At 37.8% G+C, this 24303-nt stretch carries 28 protein-coding genes; 6 read left to right on the forward strand and 22 right to left on the reverse strand.

Translation table 11 applies throughout. The features are described from left to right. Positions 1–42: 42 nt before the first annotated feature. Entirely contained in the window at positions 43–1032 is a 990-nt protein-coding gene (locus IGI52_RS21800; RefSeq protein WP_311855067.1) for a sensor histidine kinase, read from the reverse strand. Beyond that, a complete protein-coding gene (locus IGI52_RS21805; RefSeq protein WP_311855066.1) occupies positions 1025–1705 on the reverse strand; it encodes a response regulator transcription factor in 681 nt (226 codons plus the stop codon). The genes IGI52_RS21800 and IGI52_RS21805 overlap by 8 nt, the downstream gene beginning before the upstream one ends. 180 nt (positions 1706–1885) lie before the next feature. Between IGI52_RS21805 and IGI52_RS21810 the strand changes: the two genes are divergently transcribed. From IGI52_RS21810 to IGI52_RS21835, 6 genes are all read left to right on the forward strand, one after another. Continuing rightward, complete coding sequence (locus tag IGI52_RS21810; protein WP_311855065.1) at positions 1886–2254, forward strand: DUF6713 family protein; 369 nt, start codon at positions 1886–1888, stop codon at positions 2252–2254. A 136-nt stretch (positions 2255–2390) separates the two neighbouring features. Continuing rightward, entirely contained in the window at positions 2391–2705 is a 315-nt protein-coding gene (locus IGI52_RS21815) for a PadR family transcriptional regulator (RefSeq protein WP_016178155.1), read from the forward strand. Continuing rightward, a complete protein-coding gene (locus IGI52_RS21820; protein ID WP_048722093.1) occupies positions 2702–3286 on the forward strand; it encodes a DUF1700 domain-containing protein in 585 nt (194 codons plus the stop codon). The genes IGI52_RS21815 and IGI52_RS21820 overlap by 4 nt, the downstream gene beginning before the upstream one ends. Next, complete coding sequence (locus tag IGI52_RS21825; protein ID WP_016178153.1) at positions 3283–3447, forward strand: hypothetical protein; 165 nt, start codon at positions 3283–3285, stop codon at positions 3445–3447. Before IGI52_RS21820 ends, IGI52_RS21825 begins: the two co-directional genes overlap by 4 nt. A 219-nt stretch (positions 3448–3666) precedes the next feature. Beyond that, complete coding sequence (locus IGI52_RS21830; RefSeq protein ID WP_049219127.1) at positions 3667–4194, forward strand: GNAT family N-acetyltransferase; 528 nt, start codon at positions 3667–3669, stop codon at positions 4192–4194. Positions 4195–4280: 86 nt separating this feature from the next. Beyond that, on the forward strand, positions 4281–4913 hold the full coding sequence (locus IGI52_RS21835) for a pentapeptide repeat-containing protein (RefSeq protein ID WP_311855060.1): 633 nt from the start codon (positions 4281–4283) through the stop codon (positions 4911–4913). 43 nt (positions 4914–4956) lie between these two features. Here the strand turns inward: IGI52_RS21835 and IGI52_RS21840 are convergent, their stop codons facing one another. The 20 genes from IGI52_RS21840 to IGI52_RS21935 all read right to left on the reverse strand — a co-directional run bounded on the left by IGI52_RS21840 (position 4957) and on the right by IGI52_RS21935 (position 24115). Beyond that, the gene (locus tag IGI52_RS21840) at positions 4957–5568 is read right to left on the reverse strand and encodes a hypothetical protein (protein ID WP_438782441.1); all 612 of its coding nucleotides are present in this window, start codon (positions 5566–5568) and stop codon (positions 4957–4959) included. Between the two features lie 191 nt (positions 5569–5759). After that, on the reverse strand, positions 5760–6185 hold the full coding sequence (gene spx / locus IGI52_RS21845; RefSeq protein WP_048722083.1) for a transcriptional regulator Spx: 426 nt from the start codon (positions 6183–6185) through the stop codon (positions 5760–5762). 503 nt (positions 6186–6688) lie between these two features. Then, complete coding sequence (locus IGI52_RS21850; protein ID WP_311855055.1) at positions 6689–8047, reverse strand: FAD-dependent oxidoreductase; 1359 nt, start codon at positions 8045–8047, stop codon at positions 6689–6691. 178 nt (positions 8048–8225) lie between these two features. Then, entirely contained in the window at positions 8226–8786 is a 561-nt protein-coding gene (locus IGI52_RS21855) for an ECF transporter S component (RefSeq protein ID WP_016178144.1), read from the reverse strand. Continuing rightward, complete coding sequence (locus IGI52_RS21860; protein ID WP_176674244.1) at positions 8773–9180, reverse strand: DUF4430 domain-containing protein; 408 nt, start codon at positions 9178–9180, stop codon at positions 8773–8775. Before IGI52_RS21860 ends, IGI52_RS21855 begins: the two co-directional genes overlap by 14 nt. Positions 9181–9847: 667 nt before the next feature. Further along, positions 9848–10168 (reverse strand): PTS lactose/cellobiose transporter subunit IIA, encoded by a 321-nt coding sequence (locus tag IGI52_RS21865; RefSeq protein ID WP_016178142.1) that lies wholly within the window; start codon positions 10166–10168, stop codon positions 9848–9850. A gap of 51 nt (positions 10169–10219) precedes the next feature. Beyond that, positions 10220–11152, reverse strand: a complete 933-nt coding sequence (locus IGI52_RS21870) for an ROK family protein (RefSeq protein ID WP_311855053.1) — start codon at positions 11150–11152, stop codon at positions 10220–10222. 22 nt (positions 11153–11174) lie between these two features. Beyond that, complete coding sequence (locus IGI52_RS21875; protein ID WP_311855051.1) at positions 11175–12602, reverse strand: DHA2 family efflux MFS transporter permease subunit; 1428 nt, start codon at positions 12600–12602, stop codon at positions 11175–11177. 101 nt (positions 12603–12703) lie between these two features. After that, a complete protein-coding gene (locus tag IGI52_RS21880) occupies positions 12704–13015 on the reverse strand; it encodes a PTS sugar transporter subunit IIB (protein WP_016178139.1) in 312 nt (103 codons plus the stop codon). 18 nt (positions 13016–13033) lie between these two features. Further along, positions 13034–14380: a PTS sugar transporter subunit IIC gene (locus IGI52_RS21885; protein WP_176674237.1), complete on the reverse strand. Its 1347-nt coding sequence runs from the start codon at positions 14378–14380 to the stop codon at positions 13034–13036. A gap of 29 nt (positions 14381–14409) precedes the next feature. Further along, a complete protein-coding gene (locus tag IGI52_RS21890) occupies positions 14410–15267 on the reverse strand; it encodes a Cof-type HAD-IIB family hydrolase (protein WP_438782442.1) in 858 nt (285 codons plus the stop codon). An 11-nt stretch (positions 15268–15278) separates the two neighbouring features. Further along, entirely contained in the window at positions 15279–16256 is a 978-nt protein-coding gene (locus tag IGI52_RS21895; RefSeq protein WP_242693625.1) for a sugar phosphate isomerase/epimerase family protein, read from the reverse strand. Between the two features lie 13 nt (positions 16257–16269). Next, positions 16270–16662, reverse strand: a complete 393-nt coding sequence (locus IGI52_RS21900) for a C-glycoside deglycosidase beta subunit domain-containing protein (RefSeq protein ID WP_016178135.1) — start codon at positions 16660–16662, stop codon at positions 16270–16272. A gap of 57 nt (positions 16663–16719) precedes the next feature. Next, entirely contained in the window at positions 16720–17823 is a 1104-nt protein-coding gene (locus tag IGI52_RS21905; protein ID WP_016178134.1) for a Gfo/Idh/MocA family protein, read from the reverse strand. Positions 17824–17851: 28 nt separating this feature from the next. Then, positions 17852–18934 (reverse strand): Gfo/Idh/MocA family protein, encoded by a 1083-nt coding sequence (locus IGI52_RS21910; protein ID WP_016178133.1) that lies wholly within the window; start codon positions 18932–18934, stop codon positions 17852–17854. Continuing rightward, complete coding sequence (locus IGI52_RS21915; protein ID WP_016178132.1) at positions 18931–19278, reverse strand: nuclear transport factor 2 family protein; 348 nt, start codon at positions 19276–19278, stop codon at positions 18931–18933. The genes IGI52_RS21910 and IGI52_RS21915 overlap by 4 nt, the downstream gene beginning before the upstream one ends. Before the next feature lie 11 nt (positions 19279–19289). Continuing rightward, positions 19290–20276, reverse strand: a complete 987-nt coding sequence (locus tag IGI52_RS21920) for a sugar phosphate isomerase/epimerase family protein (RefSeq protein WP_016178131.1) — start codon at positions 20274–20276, stop codon at positions 19290–19292. A gap of 1 nt (position 20277) precedes the next feature. Further along, the gene (locus tag IGI52_RS21925; RefSeq protein ID WP_016178130.1) at positions 20278–20709 is read right to left on the reverse strand and encodes a C-glycoside deglycosidase beta subunit domain-containing protein; all 432 of its coding nucleotides are present in this window, start codon (positions 20707–20709) and stop codon (positions 20278–20280) included. 18 nt (positions 20710–20727) lie between these two features. Then, on the reverse strand, positions 20728–21642 hold the full coding sequence (locus tag IGI52_RS21930; RefSeq protein ID WP_176674234.1) for a sugar phosphate isomerase/epimerase family protein: 915 nt from the start codon (positions 21640–21642) through the stop codon (positions 20728–20730). Positions 21643–21805: 163 nt separating this feature from the next. Further along, complete coding sequence (locus IGI52_RS21935; protein ID WP_438782443.1) at positions 21806–24115, reverse strand: GH39 family glycosyl hydrolase; 2310 nt, start codon at positions 24113–24115, stop codon at positions 21806–21808. Between the last annotated feature and the right edge of the window lie 188 nt (positions 24116–24303).

Here is a 24303-nt window from a genome sequence, read left to right on the forward strand (position 1 = left end):
AGCTTTACCTTTCAGCTCGGTGACTTCCAAGTGAGAGATTCGTCACTTTGGAAAACGAATAACAAATAATGCGCCCCCATTTGGATGATTTCTGGCTACAATTGTTCCCCCTTGACGGTGAATGATTGATTGACTCAATGACATTCCAATCCCAAAACCCGTCGTACTACTATTTATCCCCCGATAAAACCGTTCAAACAACCGAGGAAGCTCTGTCTCTTCAAATCCCTTCCCACTATCATGAATAGTTATTTCCGTGAACAAAGGATTGTCCTCTCCTTGAACCTCGATTTTCCCTTTTTTACCAATGCTCTCGATACAATTTCTTAGAATATTTTGCAGAGCTTCTGAAAGCCAAATTCTATCGCCTTGGATCGTTGTACTTGGAGAAATAGTTGTTTCTACCTGAATATCATGTAACTCCAAAGATATCGAGAATGGTCGTAGGGAAGTAGCTATCAGTTCTTCAACGTTGATCAAAGCATTTTGAAAATCTACGACTCCAGCATCTAGACGTGATAATTTCAATAGGGCCGTAATTAGGCTGTCCATCTGCTGAAGCATCTCCTCTATTTCTCGTAAATTTTTCTTACACTCCTTTTCATCTGGTGTTGCTTTTGCTAGTGAAAGAAGCAGATTGACTGAAGTCAAGGGAGTTCGCAGCTGATGAGCAATATCCGCTAATGAATCCGCCAGATTCTCTTTTTCCTTTTTCAAAGCTACATTTTGTTCACGAATACGTAAAGTCATTTTAGCGATCTCACTTTGCAAGATCGACAACTCGCCTTCCTCCAGCTCCTCAATAATCAGATGCTCATCATTATGTAAAACCAAGTCAACTTGATCAGCTAGTTGTGCAATTTTCTGATAACGAACCTTTGTAGAAAAATAGAAAATTCCAGCAAAAATTATTGCAGAAAAGAAGACTAATATACCTGATGTCTGGCTCAAGCTGAAGCCAACAACTGTCAAAATGACCGTGACTGCTGAAAAAAGCCAAGAAGGCCTACGAAATTCTGGATTTCTAAACATTACTGCCTCCTAATCGGTAACCTATGCCTCGAACTGTTAAAATCATCTCTGGATGTGTCGGATCTTCCTCTATTTTTTCTCGTAAACGTTTGATATAAACGGTCAGAGTATTATCATTTACAAATTCTCCTGCCGCATCCCATAGTTCATCCAACAAGCGTTCTCGAGTGAGAATGTTTTTAGGATTGTTCACAAATACCAGCAAAAGACGGTATTCTAAAGCCGACAGAAAAACTTCTTTGCCGTTCTTGCGTACCACTCCACCTGCGATATCTACATAAAGTCCTGAAACCTCAAAAGTCGTTTGCCCATGCCCGCTTTTTCTCAGCGCATTTCTTATGCGTGCTAATAATTCCCTCGGACGAAACGGTTTGATAACGTAATCGTCTGCCCCCATATCCAATCCAGTCACCACACTAGCTTCATCGTCTGAAGCCGTTAAAAATATGACAGGTATTGCTTGCTCCGATTTGATTTCTGTACAAACAGTAAACCCATTGCCATCTGGTAATGAAATATCCACTAAGGCTACGTCAAACTTATTTTTACTCAACAAAGTGAATGCTTCTCTTTTATTTACAGCATGAGTCACAATAAATCCTTCCATCTGCAGCAGAATCATTAAATTTTTGGCGATTGCCTGATCATCTTCAACTAAAAATAAATGTGTCATTTGAACATCCCTTTCTAACAGCCTCGGTAATAAGTGAAGCTAAATGCTCTTTCGTTTCATTTATTTTACCTTAAATACTTGGAAGAGCTATAACTTGGATTTATTTTCTTTCTTTTTCCCGGTCACCTTTATGCTATAGTGATAAAGACAAAGTATAAGAAATGAAAACGAGGTAAAATCATGACAAACTTAATAAATGGTTTTTTTGCACTTGAACTAGGTTTGTTGCTAACCCATGAAATGGATGCCATTCGTCATAAAGAATGGGAAATGTTTATCTTTTTAAAAGATCTTCCTGAAAATACTGCCTATTTGGTCTTTACCTTGCCCCACATTCTGCTGTATGCACTCGTACTCTTTTTTCTTCTATTAAATAATATAACTATTCTGTATGTTGTTGATATTTTCGTCATTTGCCACCTTTTTATACATTTCATTTTTAGGAGGCACCCGAATAATCAGCTGACTGGCTTTTGGTCACTAGTAATAATTAACTTAGCCGGAATCATCGCTTCGGTTCATTTGATTTTGATGGTGGCTGAACGCTAAACCCTCTATTCCCATGAGTCTTTCATTTAACCTAGCATTTCAATTTTTTGTATTAATTTTTACAAAATACGCCTAAAGTCCTATAGTCCCTCTATACTATGTAATGTATAGTATAACGTATAGAGAGGTGTTGTTGATGGATAGTCAATTGAAAAAAGGTTTGATTGAGTATTGTGTTTTGGCCTCATTAGTGGAGATTGATTCCTACGGCTATCAAATCGTTAAGGAGATCCATCCACAGCTTGAGATTACCGAATCGACGCTTTACCCGATCTTGAAAAGGCTGGAAACGAATAAAAAAGTATCGACTTATTCAAAAGTCCATAATGGACGTTTGAGAAAGTATTACCACTTAACAGATCTAGGTTTTGCTAGTATTCAGAAATTTTTACAGGAATGGAACGACGTAGAGGCCGTTCACAATTATATTAAAAGGAGTGTTGAAGAATGAATCGAGTGGAATTTATAAAGGAATTGAGCAATCATTTAGCTTATGAAGTCAGACCTAGCGAAGTCCATCGCTTGATTGAATATTACGATGAAATGATTTTGGATTTAATGGAGGATGGGTACTCTGAACGAGCCGCTGTCAAAAAATTGGGCGATCCTAAGCAACTAGCTTACGAAGCGGCCGGTATTCCAACAGAAGTTCGCGTTCCTCGCAAATTTAATTGGCTATGGATCACTTTGTTAGTCCTGGGATTTCCATTATGGGGCAGTTTGGCACTCGCAGCATTTCTTATACTTTTAAGTATCGATATCGTTATCTGGTGTATTCCCTTTACAGGAGCTTGTTTAGCAGGCGGAACGATCATTGGTGGTGTCGCTGCGGCTTTCACTAGTCCATTTGTTCTTTTCGATTCATTCTTTATGGGTGTTACTCAGCTTGGTGCAGGAATGTTCCTATTTGGCTTTGGTCTATTGTGCATGTGGTTGACCTACAAATTTAGTGCAGTGTTCATGAACATGCATCGCAGCTTAATGCGGATCATTCGCCGCAACATTTTCCAAAGAAAGGTGGTCCAAGTATGAAATCTAAGCACTTAATTCCAAAGCTTGCTACTTATCTGATAGGTGCCGGTATTATATTAATGATGCTAGGCTATGCGTTATCCGGATTTTCCTATGATCGCTATCATATAGATTATGATGATCGTCATTGGTACAATGTCGTAGGCTTCAATATTGATTAAAAAAGATCGAATCCGCATGGATTCGATCTTTTTGGTTAGTGTTTAAGATTTTTTTTACTGCTTTTTGAGGGAAATTGTTCGAAGTGATTGTTCCCTCTTTTTTTACTACCATTTAACTTCAATTGAAGGTAAAACTCTTTTCATTATGAAATTGACTACTTTGAAAAGTCGAATCATGCTACACTACCCACAAGCAACAAAGCTAAAGAGGTGAAGTTCATGGAAAAAATTAAGTTGATCCAACCACAAAAAGAGCATGAAACAGCTATTCAAGAATATGTAGAAGAACATTTTTCAATTGGCGAAGATTCACTACATGGTTCGTCATTGCTAACAGAAATGGAAAGTTATAGTGCCTGGTTAACTCATTTAGCTAAGCAATCCGACAAAGCTACGGTTACCTCCGATTGGGTTGTTTCGACTACCTTGATTGCCATACGAGAAAATGATCAAAAAATCATAGGAACGATCGATATTCGTCATGAACTAAATGAATTTCTACGCGAATTTGGCGGACATATCGGCTTTGGTGTACGGCCTACCGAACGTGGAAAAGGCTATGCTACAGAAATTTTGCGCCTAGGGTTAAAATATTGCAAAATATTAGGACTTGAAAAAGTGATGATCGCCTGCTACAAAGAGAATACCCCTTCAGCCAAAACCATTCGAAAAAATGGCGGTGTTTTGGAGAGAAAATTTATTCACGATGATGGAAAAGAAATCCAAGTATATTGGATCAATTTATAAAAGAATCGGTTTGAATCGATAGTCTCCAATCTGAGGAGATGCTAAAATAGTGGTAGAAAAGATTGCTTAGAAAGGACGGGATTTTCATGAATGCTACGCTGAAAAATCATGATTACTCATTTCGTAAGCTGCAACAGGCCAATTTTCATGACATGACCTTTGAACAAGTAGATTTTTCAAACGCAGATCTCTCCGGCGCAAATTTGAGCAACTGTTTATGCATTGATTGTGATTTTTCAGAAGCCATTCTGAAAGATGCGTCTTTACAAGGAACCGATTTTCAAAACAGCCGTTTATGCGAAGCGGATATTTCTGGTGCGAATCTCTACTTTGCAATGTTGGAGCACGCAGATTTGACTGGTATCATTCATGATAAACGGACAAAATTTTTTGACCTTTATTGTCCCGCAGAAGGACCATTCATCGGCTACAAAAAGTGCTTTGATTTTCGGATCGTTCAATTACTGATCCCCGCTGATGCCCGCAGGACCTCTGCAACAAATACCTGCTGCCGCTGCGATAAGGCTAAGGTGCTGACAATTAAGGATATGTATACGAACGAAGATTATGATGAAGCTGTCTCATATGTGGATGGAAATTTTGTTTATCGAGTTGGAGAGTACGTAGTTGCTGAAAATTTCAACCCCAATCGCTGGGCTGATTCCACTGGCGGCATTCATTTCTGGCTGACAAGAAAAGAAGCCGAGGGTTATATGTAAAAAAGCCGATCTCGCCATTGTTCTAATGGTAAGATCGGCTTCTTCATTCATTTTTCTTTTTAGGATTCTTTTTTTCTTGAAATAAATCGAGGGTAAATCCTTTAATATCTGTAAGTCGCAGGATATCTTTTAAAGAATTATACTCGTCATACAATTTTTTCTTTTCTTCATTCAACTTATAGGTGGTAACAATCCCTGACATAATCGGAGCGTTAAACATCTTAGCAGAGACTACTCGATGAATCCCATCATTTTGGAGAATATAACAATCGTCTTCCTGATAATGGTTAAATTTTATACGATCAGTGCCCTCAAGATTAACTTGTCCAGAATAAAAAGCTTGTTGGGATTCGAGCCCATGTTCTTCTAAAGATTGTAAGTTCTCCTCAATCTTCTCACTTTCTCTACCCTCAGTCGCTATTCCCATAAAAAAATCATAAACGGATGTTCCTTCGATGGTCCAATTTGATTTTATCGCGACAATTTTTTGTACGGGAATATTTTTGCTTAAGTTCTCACTATTTTCTACTTTGTCGTAATAATTTTCTATTTCCGTATCTTGAAAGAAATTTCTCTTTTGCAATTGGATGTGCTGTAAACTAATTCCAGCTTTCAACATACGATTAATCGCCTTTTCTTCAAAATTTGTAGTCATCTCTACCCTCCCCTACATTGGAAAAATTATTTTATCACTTTATAATCAGCTTCTTATTATTCTCATTTAGTTAAAACTACACTGAATTCAGAAATCTCAAGTTCAAATAAGATAAGAATGAAATGATAACACCCACAACAATTACAGTCGCAGGTGCCAGTTAAGTTGACTCATTTATGAAAAACAGTTGTCTATGCGTAACGTTTGTTTTCTAAATCCATCTGAATTAAGGCCTCAGTCATTCTTCTCGATGCGACTCTTCGAACTTCGCGTGGAATAAACTGATGAATTTCATCTTCATTGAAGCCGATTTGCAGCCTCAAGCCATCCGTGATAATTGGACGTCTTAATAAACTAGGATGTTCCTCAACGATTGCTACCAACTCATTAAAGGTGATAGTATCAAAATCAATATCTAATTTTGAATAAACTTTTGAACGTGTCGAAATAATATCTTCTGTACCCGTTTCTGTTAGAGATAAAATTTCTTTGATTTCATCTCTCGTTAATGGTTCAGTCAAGATATTCCTCTCTTCAAACTCCAATCCTTGATTCTTCAACCAAGTCTTTGCTTTTCTACAAGAAGCACAACTAGATGAGCTAAATAATTTAATCATATTATAAACACCTTTCTGAAAAATATTTTCTATCCACTGTTATCTACACCTATTACGATACAGGACATATCATTTGTTGTTAATATAATTTTTAAAAGTGCTTAAAAATATGACTTTGTAATATTCAAAAAAACCACATATAATAACTCTAAAATAGAATAATTATTAATAGGATTCATCTATAAAACCCTAGTAATCCTCATTGTTTGTTTGATTTATTCAACCAAAAAATCATCTGTTTAAAAAACACAAGTAATTCGCACTCGAAGGTTGAATCATTTATTTCTTCTTAAAAGCAAAATATGATAATCTGCTTTTCAAACTCTCATTTGTTTTTTGTTTTGATCCATCTGCAAATAAATTTTCTTGCTTGGTTATCGAGTAATAGTTATAAACAGTTGAAGAAATTCTCTCTTGTGCAGAAAAAAAGCCACTGAAAAATGATTATCCATCTTTTCAGTGACCTATTTTATAGGACATCTATTTAAAAAAATACCTGTACATTACGATTCATTTTCCTGATGAAGAGCTTTTAAGCCCGCCATATTAAGTAAGTTCCAAGGCGTATCAAACTCTGGTTGGAAGAAGAAATCCGCATAAGCTAACTGCTCGATCGTAAATTTTGTTTGTATTGCGATCGAAATCGCATTGATGTTTGCAGTTAAGTCTTTTTTAGACATAATTTGTGCACCTAGAATCGCATGAGTATTTGGATCATAAACCAATTTAAACAGCATCCGTTCTTTCATATTTGCGGGCACAAAGTCCATCAGGGTGTCTTGATCTAGTAAGACAGATTTCGTCTCGATCTTCAGGCGATCCGCCATTTGATCATTCAATCCAGTCGATGCGAACTTGTAATCAAATACACGCAAGGCCGATGAGCCCTGCACACCAGGGAATGGATAGTTTGCTTCCTCTAAGTTTTTCACTGCATAGCGACCTTGACGACGTGCATTGGTTGCAAGAGCAATATTGACTGTTGTTTGACCTGGGTTGTATTGAATCAAAGTCGCATCTCCTACCGCAAAAACATCCTCAGCGCTTGTTCGCATGTACTCATCGGTTTTGATCATGCCATTTGAATGCATATCCACAGCCCCTTGTAACCAAGCGGTATTCGGTCTAACACCAGCAGACATTACAACTAACTCAGCTGGGTATTCACCCTTATCGGTCACAACTTTGCTGACTTTTCCATCCTTACCGACAAATTCAACGACCTTTTCTTCCATTGCTAAATTCATACCATTATTCGTCATTTCTTTTTCTAAAATATCGGTAAATTCTTGATCAAGATAGAGTCCTAATGGTCGAGTGATAATATCCACCAGCGTTACATTTTTTCCAGCCTTCACAAAGGCTTCTGCCGCTTCTATTCCGATATATCCGCCACCGACAACCACGACATTTTGAATATCGGGATCAACAGAATGAAGCTTCAAATCAATCGTATCTTGACGACCGCGCATGGTTTCTATATTCTGCAACTCATGACCAGGAACCGGCAAAATAAATGGATTTGCCCCCGGGCTTAAAATCAATTTATCATAGGTTTCCTTACGTGTTTGACCGCTAACGTGATCCAACACTTCAACTTCATGCTTGTCAGGTATTACTTTGGTAATTTCAGTATTGGTAAAAACGCGAACCCCGCGTTGTTCCATCTCTTCGGCTGTCATGTAACGAATTGAATTTACGTCTTTCACGACTCCTTCGAGATACATTTGCGTGCCTCAGCCCATAAATGAGATAAAGTCACCTTTTTCGTACCATTGCACTTCCGCTTTGGGATGAGTCAACAGTAACTCTTCGACTGCTTCATAGCCGCCGTGTGAAGATCCTAAAACAATAACCTTCATCAAAAATCCCTCCTGTATAATTTATTTGATACACTTACATTGTAGCTCACTCCCTATAGATAAAGACATCATTTAGCTCACGATTATACAGTAAGGATCTTGCAAGTCTCTAAAGTGCAAAAAGGATAAATCTATGCTGATGAATCATCATAGATTTATCCTTTTGTAGTTATCTCATTCATTTGTTATTCACTCTATGCCATTTTTGAATCGTTTGTGTTAATAATTTTTTCAAAATAGGTGTTAATAGTACATAGAAAACAACATTTCCAACAGCATGCATTGTATCAACCGGAATTCCAGCTAAATAATAAGGTAAAAACGCTGAAATGCCTAAAAATGGCGCTTGAACTGCCGATATGAAAAAACCAAACAGTATTCCTGTGATTCCTGCATAAACTGCTTGTAATAAAATGCTCTTTTTAAATTGAGGAACTTTTTTTAGTAAACCTGTCAATAAAATAATTAAAAAGTAGGTCACTACTTGAGCAATTGTCCATACCCCCATCCCCATATAAAAATTTGTAATGAGAATAGAAAGCAAGCTGACTAATAATCCTTGATAGGTTCCCCAATAAATAGTGATAATTAATAATATCGCCGTGACCGGCTGTACATTGACAATGAATTGAAAAAAAGTACGACTGACGACACACAATGCGACAAGCATAGATAGCAGGCTTAATTCCTTTACCCCTAGTGAAAATACGGAGTAAACAGTTCGACTAGAATTGTTCAAGCTTGAACACCACTCGATCGTCTTTTTTCAGCGTAACGTCCTTTGCTCCTGAATTTACTTGTTCATCATTAATTGTAAAAACCCAATACTTATTATTTTTAGCATCCTGTGAATGTCCGTCAAGTGAAGTAATCATCCCATCATCATCTTCTACTGAGTAATTCTCTTTTAAGACGTCAAATAAGCTTTGACCCTCCTTGAATGAAACGTCCTTTTTAGATAATTCTTTGTCACCATCTAATAAAGTGATACTTGCTTTTGCTTCTGATCTTTCGCTGCTTGACACTTTTTCTTCCGCCACACTGCTGTCTGTAGACTCTCCTTGTTTCGTTGTACATCCGCTAAACAGCATTAAACTTACAAAAAGTGCAAAAAATAAATTTCTTTTCTTCATTTCCATATCCCCCTTGATTTTATTAAATAAAAAGACACCCGGAAAGCATGGGTGTCCAAAAAAACAAATGAAACAAACGACCCTGATATTGCTTGTTCGAATCAATCCACACTAGTGTCTGACTTTGCATTGCGCATTACAGTAGAAAGGGACTGTAAAGGAATTTCACCTTTTTCCTAGTTGTTGATTGAAGGATATTAAGTTTTAAAAGTCGATTATTCTTTTTAATTGATTCTTCATGGCTGCTCATCAAATTTATTTCCCAAGTATTAAAAAAATACTAAAAAACCATTCTGAACAAATAAAAAAGCATTGTCTTCTATATTCAAAATAACAGATTTCTCCTATAAAATAAACACTATTGAGACAATCTATAACTGCTATTTGAAGACAAAACAAATAAGTAATACTAAATAGGACAAAATTGCTTTTTAGAACAATAACTATAATTGGAAGTGACTTACTCCACGTCCAGTTAAAAGAGATAACAAGTGCCTATATCAATCTGTATCATTACTCCTTTAGAAGAAACTCTTAGCTATTTATGAGAGTCGCCGTTTATTCATGAAAAGGGAACTGAGTCAAAAGTTTAAAGACTTCTGACTCAGTTCCCTGTTTTTTAAACTATTCCCTTAGCTTCAAAAATCGTTTACTAAATTACTCATTTTTAGCTTCTTTGCAAATAATCATACAGTCCAATAACCTCTTTAGCCAAATCGCAAAAAGCAATAGAGGTCATTAAATGATCCTGACTATGTACAGTCAATAATGTAATCTCTGTTTTTTCTCCTTGAGCTTCTTTCGTTAACATGTCTGTTTGAGAATGATGCGCTTCAACGATGGCTTGCTCGGCATCGTGAATCTTTGACTCTGCTTGACTCATATTCCCTGCTTTTGCTGCTTGGATCGCTTCCATTGCATCACTTTTGGCATTCCCGCTATGAATAATTAAGTTCATTACCGTTTCCAATTGCTCCTGGTTGTTCATTTTGTTTTTCCTCCATCCATTGTTTCATTTAGACAATATCGGTAAGAGCTGTCAAACTGTCATCATTTTTAATACTTCAATTACTTGATAAGCTGCACCATATATCCCTGCATCATTTCCTAGACTCGCCTTTCTAATCTGAATGGACTCTCTGATCTGAGGAAAAACAGATTTCTCAAGGGCTTCTCTTAAAGGAACAATAAAGAGCTGATCTGCTTCAGAAACACCGCCTCCAATTACTATTTCTTCTGGGTCCAACGTATTTACGATACCTGAAATAGCTTTAGCTAAATAATTGATTGTTATTTTCAGTGTTTCTTGAGCAAATTGATCTCCTGTTTCAAGTAATTCAAAAATTTCCTTTGCGTTGCTAACAATTGTTCTATTTGCTAATTGATTGAAGGTTTTTACCATACCATTGGCTGACCCATAGCACTCGAGACAGTTGACATTTCCGCACCCGCAAACTCTTTTTTCAGTGGAAACAACTGGAATATGCCCGATTTCACCTCCAGAAGAGTGATGACCATTGATGATTTGCCCATTAACTATAATCCCGCCACCAACCCCTGTTCCAATCGTGATAAACACGATATCCTTCAATGGCACATCTGTGCCTTTCCAAAATTCTCCTAGTGCGGCCGCATTCGCATCATTCAGTAAAACGACAGGTACATGTAACGCTTGTTCAATGATGCTTTTTAGCGGAAAATTGCTCCAGCCTAAATTTACCGCGCGTTTTACATGAACATCATCTACTGGGCCAGGAACACCTATACCAATCCCCATGAGATTTTCAAGTGATTCTCCTGCTTGGCTGAACTTACCTTTTATACTATTCACTATTTCATAAGGAATATGACTACCGTTATCACAAATATTCGTGGAAATCGACCATTTTTCAATTAGAACTCCTGCCATATCCAATAAAGCTAATTTTATTGCTGTTCCACCAATATCAATACCAATTATTTTATTCGGCATGGGACATCCTCCTATATCTTTTTTATGAATCAATTTCGTTACTGATTTTGTAATCAGCTTCTGTCTTCCGGTTGAACAAAAACAACCGTGTGATCAAGACCATTTCGACTGAAAATAAAGCTAACAAGAAAATGAACCCAGATTTCGATCCATTTATTACTGCTCGGGCAATATCATCAGAAAATTGAGATTGACTTTTTGAGATAATCGCAGCAACAATTGAAGTTCCTGCGGCTCCGGCAAATTGTTGGAACGTCATAATGATGGCATTGCCATTTGCTTGATAATCATCACTTAACTGTCTCAGCCCATTTGTCATCAGATTGCCAAATGAAAAGCCAATTCCGATCGTAAAAAGAAAATAAAGTCCGCCGATTGCCAAATTACTCAGCGAGTCACAAAGAACTGTAAAGAGTATCAATGACAAAGTAATAATGATACATCCAAATAAAATTGGTTTTTTTGGCCCGAATCTGTCTAAAAGGCGTCCGCCTAAAGGGGTGAATAATGATCCTAGGATCGCTCCTGGAAAAACAACAAAGCCGGAAACCTGTGCACTACTTCCATTTACCACTTGTATATAATTAGGCAAAATAAAGACTAAGCCCATCAATACTAATTGCATAATGAAAAAACAGATGACATGCATAGAATAAGACAGATTATTAAATAAACTAAAATCCAAAATCGGATTCGCAATTTTTCTCGAGCGTATAATCAAACCAGTTAAGCCGCAAATACTCATAATGAAGGCTCCGATAACTTGAATAGTTAAGAAGCTGTAATTTCCCATATTGCTAAAACCGAGAATTGAACCGATAAAGAAGACTGCAATCGCGATCAAACTGAAAAAATCAAAAGAAGATCGTCTGACTTCGCTTTTTTGTTCGATTGTCATTATTCCTACAATAAGAGTGAGAATCATAACGGGAATGATCAGGATAAAAATAAAACGCCAACCTAGTCCTGTAACGACTAAGCCGCCAAACGTAGGGCCAATCGCTGGTGCAATTGCCGGAATCATTGTCCCTACACCCATCATCATCCCCATTTTTGAAGCAGGAACTTGTTCCAAAATAATGTTGAACATTAATGGCAAGCCGATTCCAGTACCAATTCCTTGCACCACACGACCGATCAGTAGTACTGAGAATGATGGTGCTACCGCATCAATGATTATTCCGGTCGTAAAGAAGCAAAGGGCCATTAAAAATAATGTTTTATTTTTGAAGGAGCGTTTCAAAAATCCGGATAAGGGAATGACGATAGCAAGAACTAATAAATAGATGGTAATCATCCATTGAACCGTCGCAGTATTTACGTTGAATTCGCGACTTAATGTCGGAAACGTCACATTCATCGCCGTTTCCACCAAAACCCCGCAAAAGGATAAAATTCCTGTTGAGATGACAGCACCAACGACTTTTGCTGTTAATTTCTGTTGTTTCATTTTTTTCTCCATTTCTAAAAATCAGTAAAACATCTATTTGAAAGATAGCTTACTAAAAAATACGTTTTTAAAAACGACGACTGATCCAGTCGCCGCTTTACTTAATTTTCCACTAATGAAATTGCCTGCTGCAGCACTTTCACACCGTTCATTGTTCCATAAGCCGACATATCAATAATGGAAACAGGAATTTTCCCCTCAACCATTTCTTTCACCTGTTTTTCCTTGAAGCGAACTTGAGGACCTAATAAAACCACATCTTTGTCTGCTAGATGATTTTTCAGATCATCTACAGGTCGCGCATCCACGGTTGCTTCGATTGCTTGCTCAGCACCGGCCTTTTCAATTTTTTCAATTAGAAGACTTGTACTCATTCCAGCATTACAAACTAACAGAATATTGATTTTCTTCATTATTCGTTCTCCTTTACACTATTCTACAATCGAAGTTTGGTTCTCGATATCGATATCTTCTACTTGCTCTTCTTTGGCTTGAAGCGTTTCTTGTTCGCGTTTATATTCAAGATTGTCAGCCATTTTGAAGAATGGGAAATAAATACCTGTGGCTACAACGACACACAGAAGTTGCGCCAGCATCATACGCCAACCACCTGCAATAATTGCGTTAACAAAAGTAGGTGTTCCCGTTGGTAGCTGCGCGCCAATCATGCGTGGAACAAATCCAGTTGTAATCGCTAAATAACCTATTAATCCTGTAACCAAAGGTGTCACAACTGTTGGAATCAAGAAAGTTGGATTCAAACAAATCGGCGTTCCAAAAGTAATTGGCTCATTGATTCCAAAAAAGGTCGGTACACTTGTAATTCGACCAATATTCTTGTACTGATCGCTCTTAGCGAAAAAGATAAAGCAGATAGCGAGTCCTAAGACGCAGCCGCCCCCACCAATTTCTAAAAAGACAGAAGTAAAACCAAAATCAACCAAATTAGGCGGTGTTGTTCCCGCTGCTGCGGCATTCATATTCTCAATCGTCATTGTCTGAAGGATTGGTGCATACACTCCGAAAATGATCGCCTTGCCGTGGATACCGAACCACCAGAATAAACCGATCAAGGCATATGCCAGCATGACTCCTCCAACAGAACCGCCGATTTGTTGGATCGGTACCTGGAGAACACTATAAACTAAATTGTGAACGCTACCAAAACTAGTAAAGGTAAAGCCCCATGAAATCAATGACATAATAAAAGTAATAACAAAAAATGGAATAATAGAACTAAAAGATTTTTCTACAAAGCTAGGAACACTGTCCGGCATATGAATAGTGATATTATTTTTAATAAACCAACTATAAATTTTCGCTACTAGCAGCCCAACAATAATCCCAACAAACATTCCCTTGGAACCAATATAATCGAAACTAATAAAATCAACGGGACGAACAGTATCATGAACCTGCTGCTCAATTGTCGAAAGCGGAGTCAACAATAGGAATGAGATGATTCCTAATACTCCTGGAAACATGCCCTCAATATCGTATGATTTCGCCAAATTGTAAGCAATAAAATAAACGACGATTAACCCCATGATATTGCTTGTAAATACTCCTGGTAGTAACAACAATGACTTCAATCCATTACCTTCAATGAAGCTTTGATACCCAGCAAAGGGTAAATTAGCGATTAGTGTGCACATTGCGCCAGTGATACTTGCAGGGATTGTCATAACCATCCCTTTACTTACTGCTTTCAAATAGCGATTATCAGAAACCTTTTCAGCTGCCAACTGTAATTTCCCAAGGTTGTCGATAAAACTCATAATCAAGTCTCCTTTTCATTTAGTTTGTCCTATACAAAGCGTGCGATTGCCTTCCCAACACCATTTGCGTCATTCGTGTCTGTCATATATTTCGCTTGTGCCTTTACTGCTTCAATCGCGTTCCCCATTGCAACTGTATAGCCAAACGAATCACTCAGCATTCCCAAATCATTATAGCTATCTCCGATTGTCATCACTTCATCCAAATTGATTCCCTTACTAGTGGCATACTGCATAATTGCTTTTCCCTTGTCAGCTAGTGGATTAGTAATCTCCAGATTAATATCAAAAGAACCGGTAGCATTCACTGGATATTTTTTTCCCAGCTTCATCCGCAGGTCAGCAATGAGTTCTCTCTTCGTTGAAAAACTGATGATTTTTCCAACCTTGTAGTTTTTCTCAATTAAATCATCTACTGATTCAATACGTTTTATCTCTTTGTATAGGAAATGATCCTCTGCACTTGCATAAGCTTCTTCATAGGAAATCTCAGGATGAAAATTAATGATTTTTGTCGCTACTGCATCTTTACATGTTTCTTCATCACTTAAGGAAAAAGAGCCGCCTGTTGTGTATAATTCGACAAATAATCCATTACTCATCAATTCTTCAACAATCTGTTTTACGACGAAATTATCAAGATACAAGCTCTGAACGATTTCTCCTTGAGCATTTCGCAACTCGCTACCGTTCATCACCAGGTAGTTGCACTCAATTCCTGCCTCTGCTACTTGCGAATGCGCATCCTCGTAGGACCTTCCTGTAGTGATGATGAACTCGATCCCTTTATTCTGAGCCATTTTGATTGCTTTAGAATTAGCTTCAGAAATAGCGTGATCGTTGCTGACCAGTGTGCCATCCATATCAGATGCGATCAGTTTAATCATCTTCTCACCTGCTATCCGATCACATTCTTTAATAATGCTTGATGTCTTTTGACCTGTTCGATACTGTCCACTTCCATGTAATCCTGAATGTGACGATTGCCTTCATACTCGCTGCAGATATAGCCGTTATACCCGGCATTTTTCAATGTAGTAATTACGTCATGATAAGGAATGCTAGTTTCTTGAAGGTCCTCTGTAATATCGTAGAATTTTCCGTGAATGTGAGAAATATATGGCATATTGTTCACTAGAATTTCTGGGTCTGTATATACAAAGTGTCGGCAGAACTCTGCGAAGGCTTTGTCAGCTTCTGTCGCATTTTTCATTTTTGATACGCTTTCAAAAGTTTCATCGCGATTAATACCTTTTTCATAGTTATCGCTCACTAATTTGATAATTTCTGGTGTCCCGCCTTTACGAATATAAGCATCTTGGAAAATCGATCCGATCCGTTTCGTGAAGATGCCAAAGTCCGGCATAATGCTGAACCATTTCGTTCCGCTTTCCTTAATGTAATCCAAGCGTTCTTCAAACCAAGGAGTCCCGAAGGTAAAGGGTGCGTGAACCTCTAAGGCAATCTTGACATTGGCTTCCTCTGCATAAGGCAAACTTTGTTTTACCACTTCTAAAGGAGTTGATACTAAGGTTCTTAGTATTTTACAGCCTAAACGATTCGCAATTTTTAAGTCTCTCTTCATCATGTCAACATTTTCCGAAGTCGTCAACATCCGATTTGCAAACAATTTATTATCTAAAAAAGCGTCATAGGCGACCGGCTCTACTCCGTACTTTTCAAGCCATTCGTGCCATTGTTTAACAAAATAATCGGAAATATTCGGGAAAGTTGGCAGCATTTGTTCTGGCAAAAATTCAATTCCTGTAGCACCTGTTTTTGCGGCTTCCCGGATACAATCCTCAAGGGTCATTTTGCCGGTATAAAACTCATCTTGGTAACTGTAAAGTGATACTCCGCGTTTGATTGTACTCATCATTTCATCTCCTCTATGCTTCTAGCACCAATACTTTTTCATCATCGCCGGTATTATTAAATGGTAAGTAAGAAATCCTCAAACTTACAAAGGCATGTACCTTGTGCTCGCCCTCCGATAAACCACCGGGCTTTTTCACAAAAACAGTGATCGTCTCAATCATTTCCCAACGATGATTGATGACCGTCGGCAATTCTTCAAATGTAAAGGTTTCACCTTTTACTGTAATCAGCATATCTTCGTTAGCGACTTTTTCATCATCAACTGTTAGATCCAAAACTTCCACACAACTCATGGGAATCCCTCGGTAATAAGGAACTCTTAATTGAACCTCGTACCCGGTGATTTGATTATTCTCGCGCACGTTTCGAAACCCTTCAGGATTCACTAAATATTTTTCAAACATTCTTTTGCCTCCTTTATAAGTCCTGCCGTAAATTGGTCTTACAGCAGGACATTTGATTTATAGTTTTACTTCGTTGCCTGTTTCAGCAGCTTTATAGATGGCATCTAAAATCTGCGTTACTTTAAATGCTTGTTCCGGTTTTACCAATGGTTCAGTATCATTGATGACCGCCTCCAACCATTGTTTGGCTTCGATTTTTTCTGGATCAGAGTCGCCGCCTTCAAAGAATGCGATGTTGCCGGCAGTACTGATATTTTCTTCCGTCAACAAGCCATTTTTCGAACGATTGTAGGTCAATTGATTAACTGGATAACTCATACCCGCGTCGATTTGTGCACCGGCTTTGGTTCCGCATAAGGTTGTTGCCGCTTCCTTTGATTCCAAGACATTTAATGCCCAAGAGGCTTCTAGGAAAATTGTCGAACCGTCCTTCATCTTAATGAACCCAAAAGCCGAATCTTCTACTTCAAAGCTTTCAGTATCCCAAGGTCCAAACAAGTTCCCTGCCTCTGCGCCAGGAAGGTTTCCTAATTTATTGAAGACAGAACCAGTTACCGATTCAACCTCATAGTTGTCCATCATCCACAAGGTAATATCTAGCGCATGAGTCCCGATATCAATTAATGGACCACCGCCCTGCTGTGACTTATCTGGGAAAACACCCCAAGTAGGAACTGCTTTTCGTCTGATCGCATGGGCTTTGGCAAAATAGATTTCTCCTAGTTCGCCATTTGCACAGGCTTCGTGAAGGGCTGTAACTTCACTTCTAAAACGATTTTGATAGCCGATGGTAAATTTCTTGCCGGATTTTTTCCAGGCATCCATCATTAATTGTGCGGCTTCTGGTGTATGAGCCATTGGTTTTTCACAAAGCACGTGCTTACCAGCTTCAAAAGCTGCTACAGTAATAGGACTGTGACTGACATTTGGGGTACAAACATGTACGATATCGATTGATCCGTCTTTCAACAGCTCATTGTAATCTTCATAATATTTTGCATCAGCAGAGCCGAACTCTTCCGCCGCTTTTTTTGCCCGATCTATCTTAGTGTCACAAAATGCGACAATCTCGCATTTATCACTTTGACTTTTTAGTGCTGGAAAATGTTTATTGTTCGCAATCCCACCGCACCCGATAATTCCGATTCTTACTTTTTTCATGTCTGTTCTTCCTCTCCATTTCTTTCTATTAGTTACTTGAATAATCAATATCCAAGTTGACACTTTGGTGATATCTCGCTGAAATACGGATGGCATCTAAGACCTTCATCAAGTCGAAAATTTGCTCCGGCTGAACCACTAATTCCGCTTTTCCTTGAACATATTGATAGTAGTTATCGAAAAACATTTGATGGTTGACAGAAACCTCAGGTAATTCTTCCTTCAAAATTCTGCCTTCTGGAGCCGGTCCAAAACTGCGCGTCGGTCCGGCATGAGTCATTGTGATCTGCCCTGGCACATTGCTCAACAAGGCCGATGTTCTGGTGATTTCGCCTTTAGGATTGAAACCGTCTATTTTGGCACTTCCTTGATTGCCACCAATAAACCAATGACGCTCAAACCAGTTTTCTGAACTATTTAAAAAATACGTTCCTAATTCAATCTGAGCGTTTACACCATTTTCAAAATACAGCTGGATGTTAAAATAATCATCCACCTGCTCGTTAATGACGTTACGCACATTGGCATAAACAGTTTTTAATGGTGAGGATACCATCCACAGAATCTGGTCAATCAAATGAACACCCCAGTCATAAAGCATTCCACCGCCAAATTCCGGATAAATATGCCAATCATGCATATTTCCATTAAAGCCGTAAAGAGAGCTTTTGATGGTATACATCTCTCCTATCAGTTTTTGATCATAGACTTCCTTGGCTACACGATAGTCGTGATCCCAACGACGTTGATGATGGACGGTAAAACGAACCTGTTCTTTTTCTACGATTTCTAACATCTGCTCTACTTCAGCGGCGTTCATAGCAAGAGGCTTCTCACAGATAATATCCTTCTTTGCTTCGGCTGCTTTAGTTACCATTTCCAAATGAAGTTGATTTGGAACCGCGATAATAACCGTATCAATCGAAGTATCTGCTAATAGCTCCTCGGCTATTAGGTATGTGCTGACCCCTTGCGGAGCGTATTTCAATTGCGCTTCATTCACATCACAAACTGCTGCTAACTGCGCATAATCAAGTTTCTTGATGGTTTCTGCATGGGTCTGACCCATAAAGCCGAACCCAAGAATTCCAATAGTTAATTTCTTGCTCATCCTAGTTTCCTCCTATCAAAATAATCCCAATGCTCTACAAATTGTTCATCCTTTATCCGATACAAATCAACAACATGAGCCTTTGTTTCTTCTTTGCTATCAATGCTTCGTGAAAAGACTACTGCGTATTCTTCATCTAGAACGACGCGATCAACAGCTAATCGAAAATACTCATCCGAAGAGAATTTTGCAGAAAAGGCCTTCACCAATCCGTTTCTCCCCTGCTCAACGCCAGGATTGTGTTGACAATAATCAACTGCGATTAATTGATTTGCTCTTTCTAACTGCTGCTGATTAAAAAATCCCTCATAGAAATCAACTATCTGTTGTTTGGTAATAGCCATTGTTTTCCCTTCTATTCTTTCCCTAGTAGCTGCTTAGTCATTTGGAGCTGTCTTCGAGTAAATTCTGTACCGCCGCAATACAATTCATCTTCATATTCACTAATTAAGTAACCATCGAAATCTGAATTTTTAATAATTGATAATATTTCCGCATATGGAATACTAGGCTCCACTAGATCCTCATCTAAATAATGGAACTTCCCATGAAATTCGAAGCAATAAGGCAGAATCGTTTTCAATTCTTCCAACATTTTCGGCAACTCATCTTTTGATTTAAATTGAACAAAGCCATACATTCCTTGCAAAGTAGCATTGATCGCTGGATGAGCACCTAAGCTCAATAATTCTTCACGTGCTTTTTCCAATGGAACTCCTTGTCTGCGCAAATTCGCCGCCAATTCTAAATGACTTTCCTCTACTCCTGCCTTTAAAGCTTTCATCCAATGGGGTTTATTCGGAGCAATTGCGAAACAGCCAAAATCGGGAATAAATCCAAGATGTTTTGAACCAGTCTTTTTAATTACTTCCAGATAATCTTGCATCAACGGTGACGCGGGTGACTCTGGATTATGGATCTCAATGCCAACTTTGATATCGAAAAGTTCTGCATAGAATGCGAGTTTTTCAAATGCAGCCGGTGATAGCATATATTGAACACGCATAACCTTACAGCCCAATTTATGAGCTGCTTTTAAATCAATGACGGCGTCTGCCAGCATCTCATTGTCGGATAGATTTCGATCATGCATCATCCCTTTGTCGTTGTTAGCCCCATACCCAACAGGTCCAATCCCATATTTGGCTTTTAATCGCTGAATCAATCCTAGAAAATCATCACTGACGTTAGGATATGACGGAATCATTTGAGTACCGACAATCTCATATCCTTCAGCTCCAGCTAAGTATGCCTGCTTCACACACTCCTCAAAATCATACTGATACCGTGCATATTCCGTTCCGTAACAAAATAATGTTGCGCCTAATTTTAAGTTGCCCATCTTACTCTCCTCCAAAGCTGATTGTAACTTTCTCACCTGAATCCAACGGCATAAAGTCATGTTCCGGTCCGATCTGCATGTAAGGAATGCGAAGCAATAATTTCAACTCAACCTCATGCTCTCCGATTAAACCACCTGGCTTCAACACATGGACTTTTGCTAAATCAACTTGACTCCAAAATTCTGTGATCGCATGTTTCAATTTGTAAATCGGCAGCTCTTTTCCATGTAACTCAAAGGTCACTGATTCATCAGAAATTTTCTCGCCATCTACATAGACTTCAAGCAAGTCAATATCAGACAAATAATGGCCACGATAATAAGCCAGTTGAACCTCAAAGCTAAAACCGTTCTTTTTCCCATTGATGTAGATCTCTTTAATAGAATCTTTTTTAATTATTTGGTCGTTGAGCTTCATTCGCATTGCAAACATTTTCTTTTTCTCCTTCACCTAAATAACGTAATTTCTCAAATATCTGGTACTTAAACTCACTGATTTTTTTACGTCTTCGTATGTTTCTTCAAAAGATTTATCTTCTACTTCGATGCAGCTATATCCCCCAAACCCAATGTCGGTCAAAGCAGAAACGTATTTACTCCAATCAACATCTCCTAGACCTGGAAGTTTAGGCGACATATATTGCAAAGGTGTAGCCATTACTCCTACGTCCTTCAGCTTTTCTGGATACAACTTGATGTCCTTATAATGAACATGAAAAATTTTGTCTTTAAATTCGTAAAGTGGACTGATGTAATCAATCTGCTGCCAGACAAAATGAGAAGGATCATAATTCAACCCTAGCGCTTTACTGTCTAAGCGTTTGAAAACTTCTCGCCAAACAGCAGGAGTAGTCATTAGATTTTGACCGCCGGGCCATTCATCATCGGTAAATAGCATGGGACAATTTTCAATCCCAATCCTTACACCAGCTTCTTCCGCATAGGCTAAAATCGGTTTCCAGACAATTTCCATCTCCTCGAGATTTTCTGAAAGAGATTTTGTCTGCATCCGTCCAATAAAAGTGGTTACTAGATTCACCTTCAATAATTTGGCAGCATCAATCAGCCGATACAAATGTGTAATAGCTTTTTCTCTTTTTTCCAAATCCTCATCTAATGGATTCGGATAATAAGCCAATGCGGAAATCTCAATTTGCTTGCTCGCTGCATAGGAAAGAATTTCTTGCGCACTTTCTTGGTTTAGATTGTTTACATCAATGTGGGAAACTCCCGCATACCTTCGAGCCGCTTTTTCTTTTGGCCAACATGCCACTTCTACGCAATCTAATCCGTTATCTGCGACAATATCGATCATTTCTTTAAAGTCACTTTGATCCAAAATTGCACTAACAATTCCTAGTTTCATGATTCCACCTCTGTTTCTTTTATCTACACTTGCAGTATAAAGCGCTTTCTGAAAATAAAACTTCAAATATTTGTGAACTTCTCTGTCTCTTTTTGCTGTTTAGAAATTACCAAACAAAAAAAGACAAAAATGATAAGTTCATTTTTGTCTTCCTATAGAATTATTACTGCCTTTTTTTAATGTTTATCACATAGAATTCGTTTGTTGTCAGCTTCTTCTTGATCTTAAGCTGATGATTGGAGACATGGATTTCCTCCAAATTTTGGAGCGGTGTATTCCGTTTATTTAAATAAACTAAATCTGAATCACGAAGATGCTTTGTGAAAAAGAACTTTTTCCACTCGTTAAAGAGATCGCCATAGCCCTCCAAACAAGAAAATACTCTCAACTCGTAATCACCGTTAGAAATTCCAGAAAGAATCAGTTGTTCTTCAGAGTCATGCTCTTCAAAAAAATTATCCACCTCTACTAATTTTAAATGTGCTTCATCTTTTAAAAAATAAAGACTATTCGGATGAACATACTGATGACCCAAAATGAAAAATTCATCATTCGTCGAAAAAGCAACGAGGTGCCGCTCATCTTTATAAAGCATGTCCAATCCTTTTAATTGATTAAAAAATTTCATCGCGTGCATGGCCGGCTTCGACAAACCATTTTTGTTGATCAACCCATTTCCCCCACTCAAAAATGCGTGATGCTTCGGGCCTTTTTGCGAAAGATCCGTTCCTAACCAATATCCTAATCCATCTACTTGGTCAAAAAGATCCTTCAAACTTTTTATAATAAACGCTCCTTTGTACAACGTGTCATTTAGGAGATTGCTTCGCGAAACTGTATTACTCCACTCAGAAATGTACAAAGGCTTTGAAATACCGATTTTTTTTATATTTTTTAATTGATTTATTAAAAAATGCGCGTCAGTCACACGTTGAAAATTTCGCTTTTCTCGAACTAATCGATCAGAATAAGGAAACAGAACAAAGGAATAGAAATCAAACTTACATTCAGCAAGTTCGTTGTGAAAAAAGGATGCCATATCCATTTCATTTGTAACCACAAAGTTCCCACCACCAACTGAAATATTGGGAATCATTCGCTTCAAGATCGCATAAGTAGATTTGTAAAAAGTGATGTATCTAGTAACCAGCTCAGAATCTTTTAGATCATTTGCGACAAGCTCGATCTTCCACTGCTCCACATTTTGTTTTCCGTACCGATTTAAAATATGGCGACAAAAGCCTTCAATAATTTTTTCCCAATCCTCTATGGAATAATGACTTTCCTTAAATTTACCAATCAGCTTATTCACACTAATCCATGGAAGCACACCTATCTCCAACAGAAAATCAAGAATTTCATCTATTGCTTCGTATTCCATCAAAGAGTCCTCGAGAATTCCTTTCGTAAAGACTCCCCAAATCCTGCCATACTTAAAATCAAGGTTTTCTTGCAAATAGGTAAGATGCTGCCTGAGATTATTGTTCAAAACAATCTCAGCTTCTCCGACATTTAATATTGCATTCCAAGTTTCCTTGATTGGGATCACTTCTTTTTTACTTACATCTATTTGAAGAGAAGTCCTTTTTGATACCTCTTGTTCCGATTGATTCTCCTTATATTTCGTAAAGGTAGCTTTCACGTGAGAAGTCGACTGGCTATTCCTTTCAGTTTTCTCCATACTATTTTGTTTTCGATACACTGATGGTGTCATAGCATAATTCTCTTTGAATTTTTTATTGAAACTATTCGTATTAAAGAAACCATTATCCACCGCGATTCTTGTAATCGTTTTGTCTGAAGTCAACAGATCACGGATTGCGTGGTTCATTCTTATCTCACTTAAATAGTCTTTAAAATTCATCCCTAAATTCTTTTTAAAAAATTTGGAAAAATAAGCCGTATCCATATGAACCAAATCCGCCATTTCTGACAATGTGATATTTTCATAATAGCGTTCTTTTATTTCTCTTGTAATGTCTCGGATTCGTTCATCCTGATTCCTCATTTGTGCACTCTGCTCAAGATAAAAACTGCTCAGTTCGTTTAATAGTTGATAGACTTTGCTTATCTGTAAAAAGTTCGTTTTAGCATTTTCAAATAAAAATAAATCAATAATCTCAATAATAATTTGCCGAAGTGGACTATAATTCATATTCGGATTCGCAACTGAATTGCAATTAAATCCAACATATTCAGCCTCGAGTGCCTGAGATAGTAAAAAATCAGAAATTGAAAAATGAAAAAGCAAGTCTTCATTTCCTGTTGTTTCGATAAAACAGCATTCATGCTTATTAACAACAAGAATATCGTCTCTTTTCATTATGTATGATTGGTCATCTATTCGAACCTCTGCCTTTCCTTTAAGCAAGAAAAACAGTTCAATTGTTCTCAAATCATTATTAAAAAAGTGCAAAGTAGTCACCAACTGAATATCACTTTGCGTATCCAGATAATTGATTATTTTTCCCATAACAACATCCCTCCTTATAGTCGTTTTTAAGAACAATAGCTTTATTGATAGCCCTTTCTTTTGATGGTACCACAAAAAGAGAGCCTATATTTTTTAAAAAATCTGTTTTGCGCTCTTTCTTGGATTTTGATCAGTATTTTAGACACTAAAAAAACAGACCTCTTCTTACGAATAAAGTCTGTTTATTC

It is taken from the genome of Enterococcus sp. DIV0187 (assembly GCF_051713785.1).
In the GTDB taxonomy this organism is placed as follows: Bacteria; Bacillota; Bacilli; order Lactobacillales; family Enterococcaceae; genus Enterococcus_A; species Enterococcus_A avium.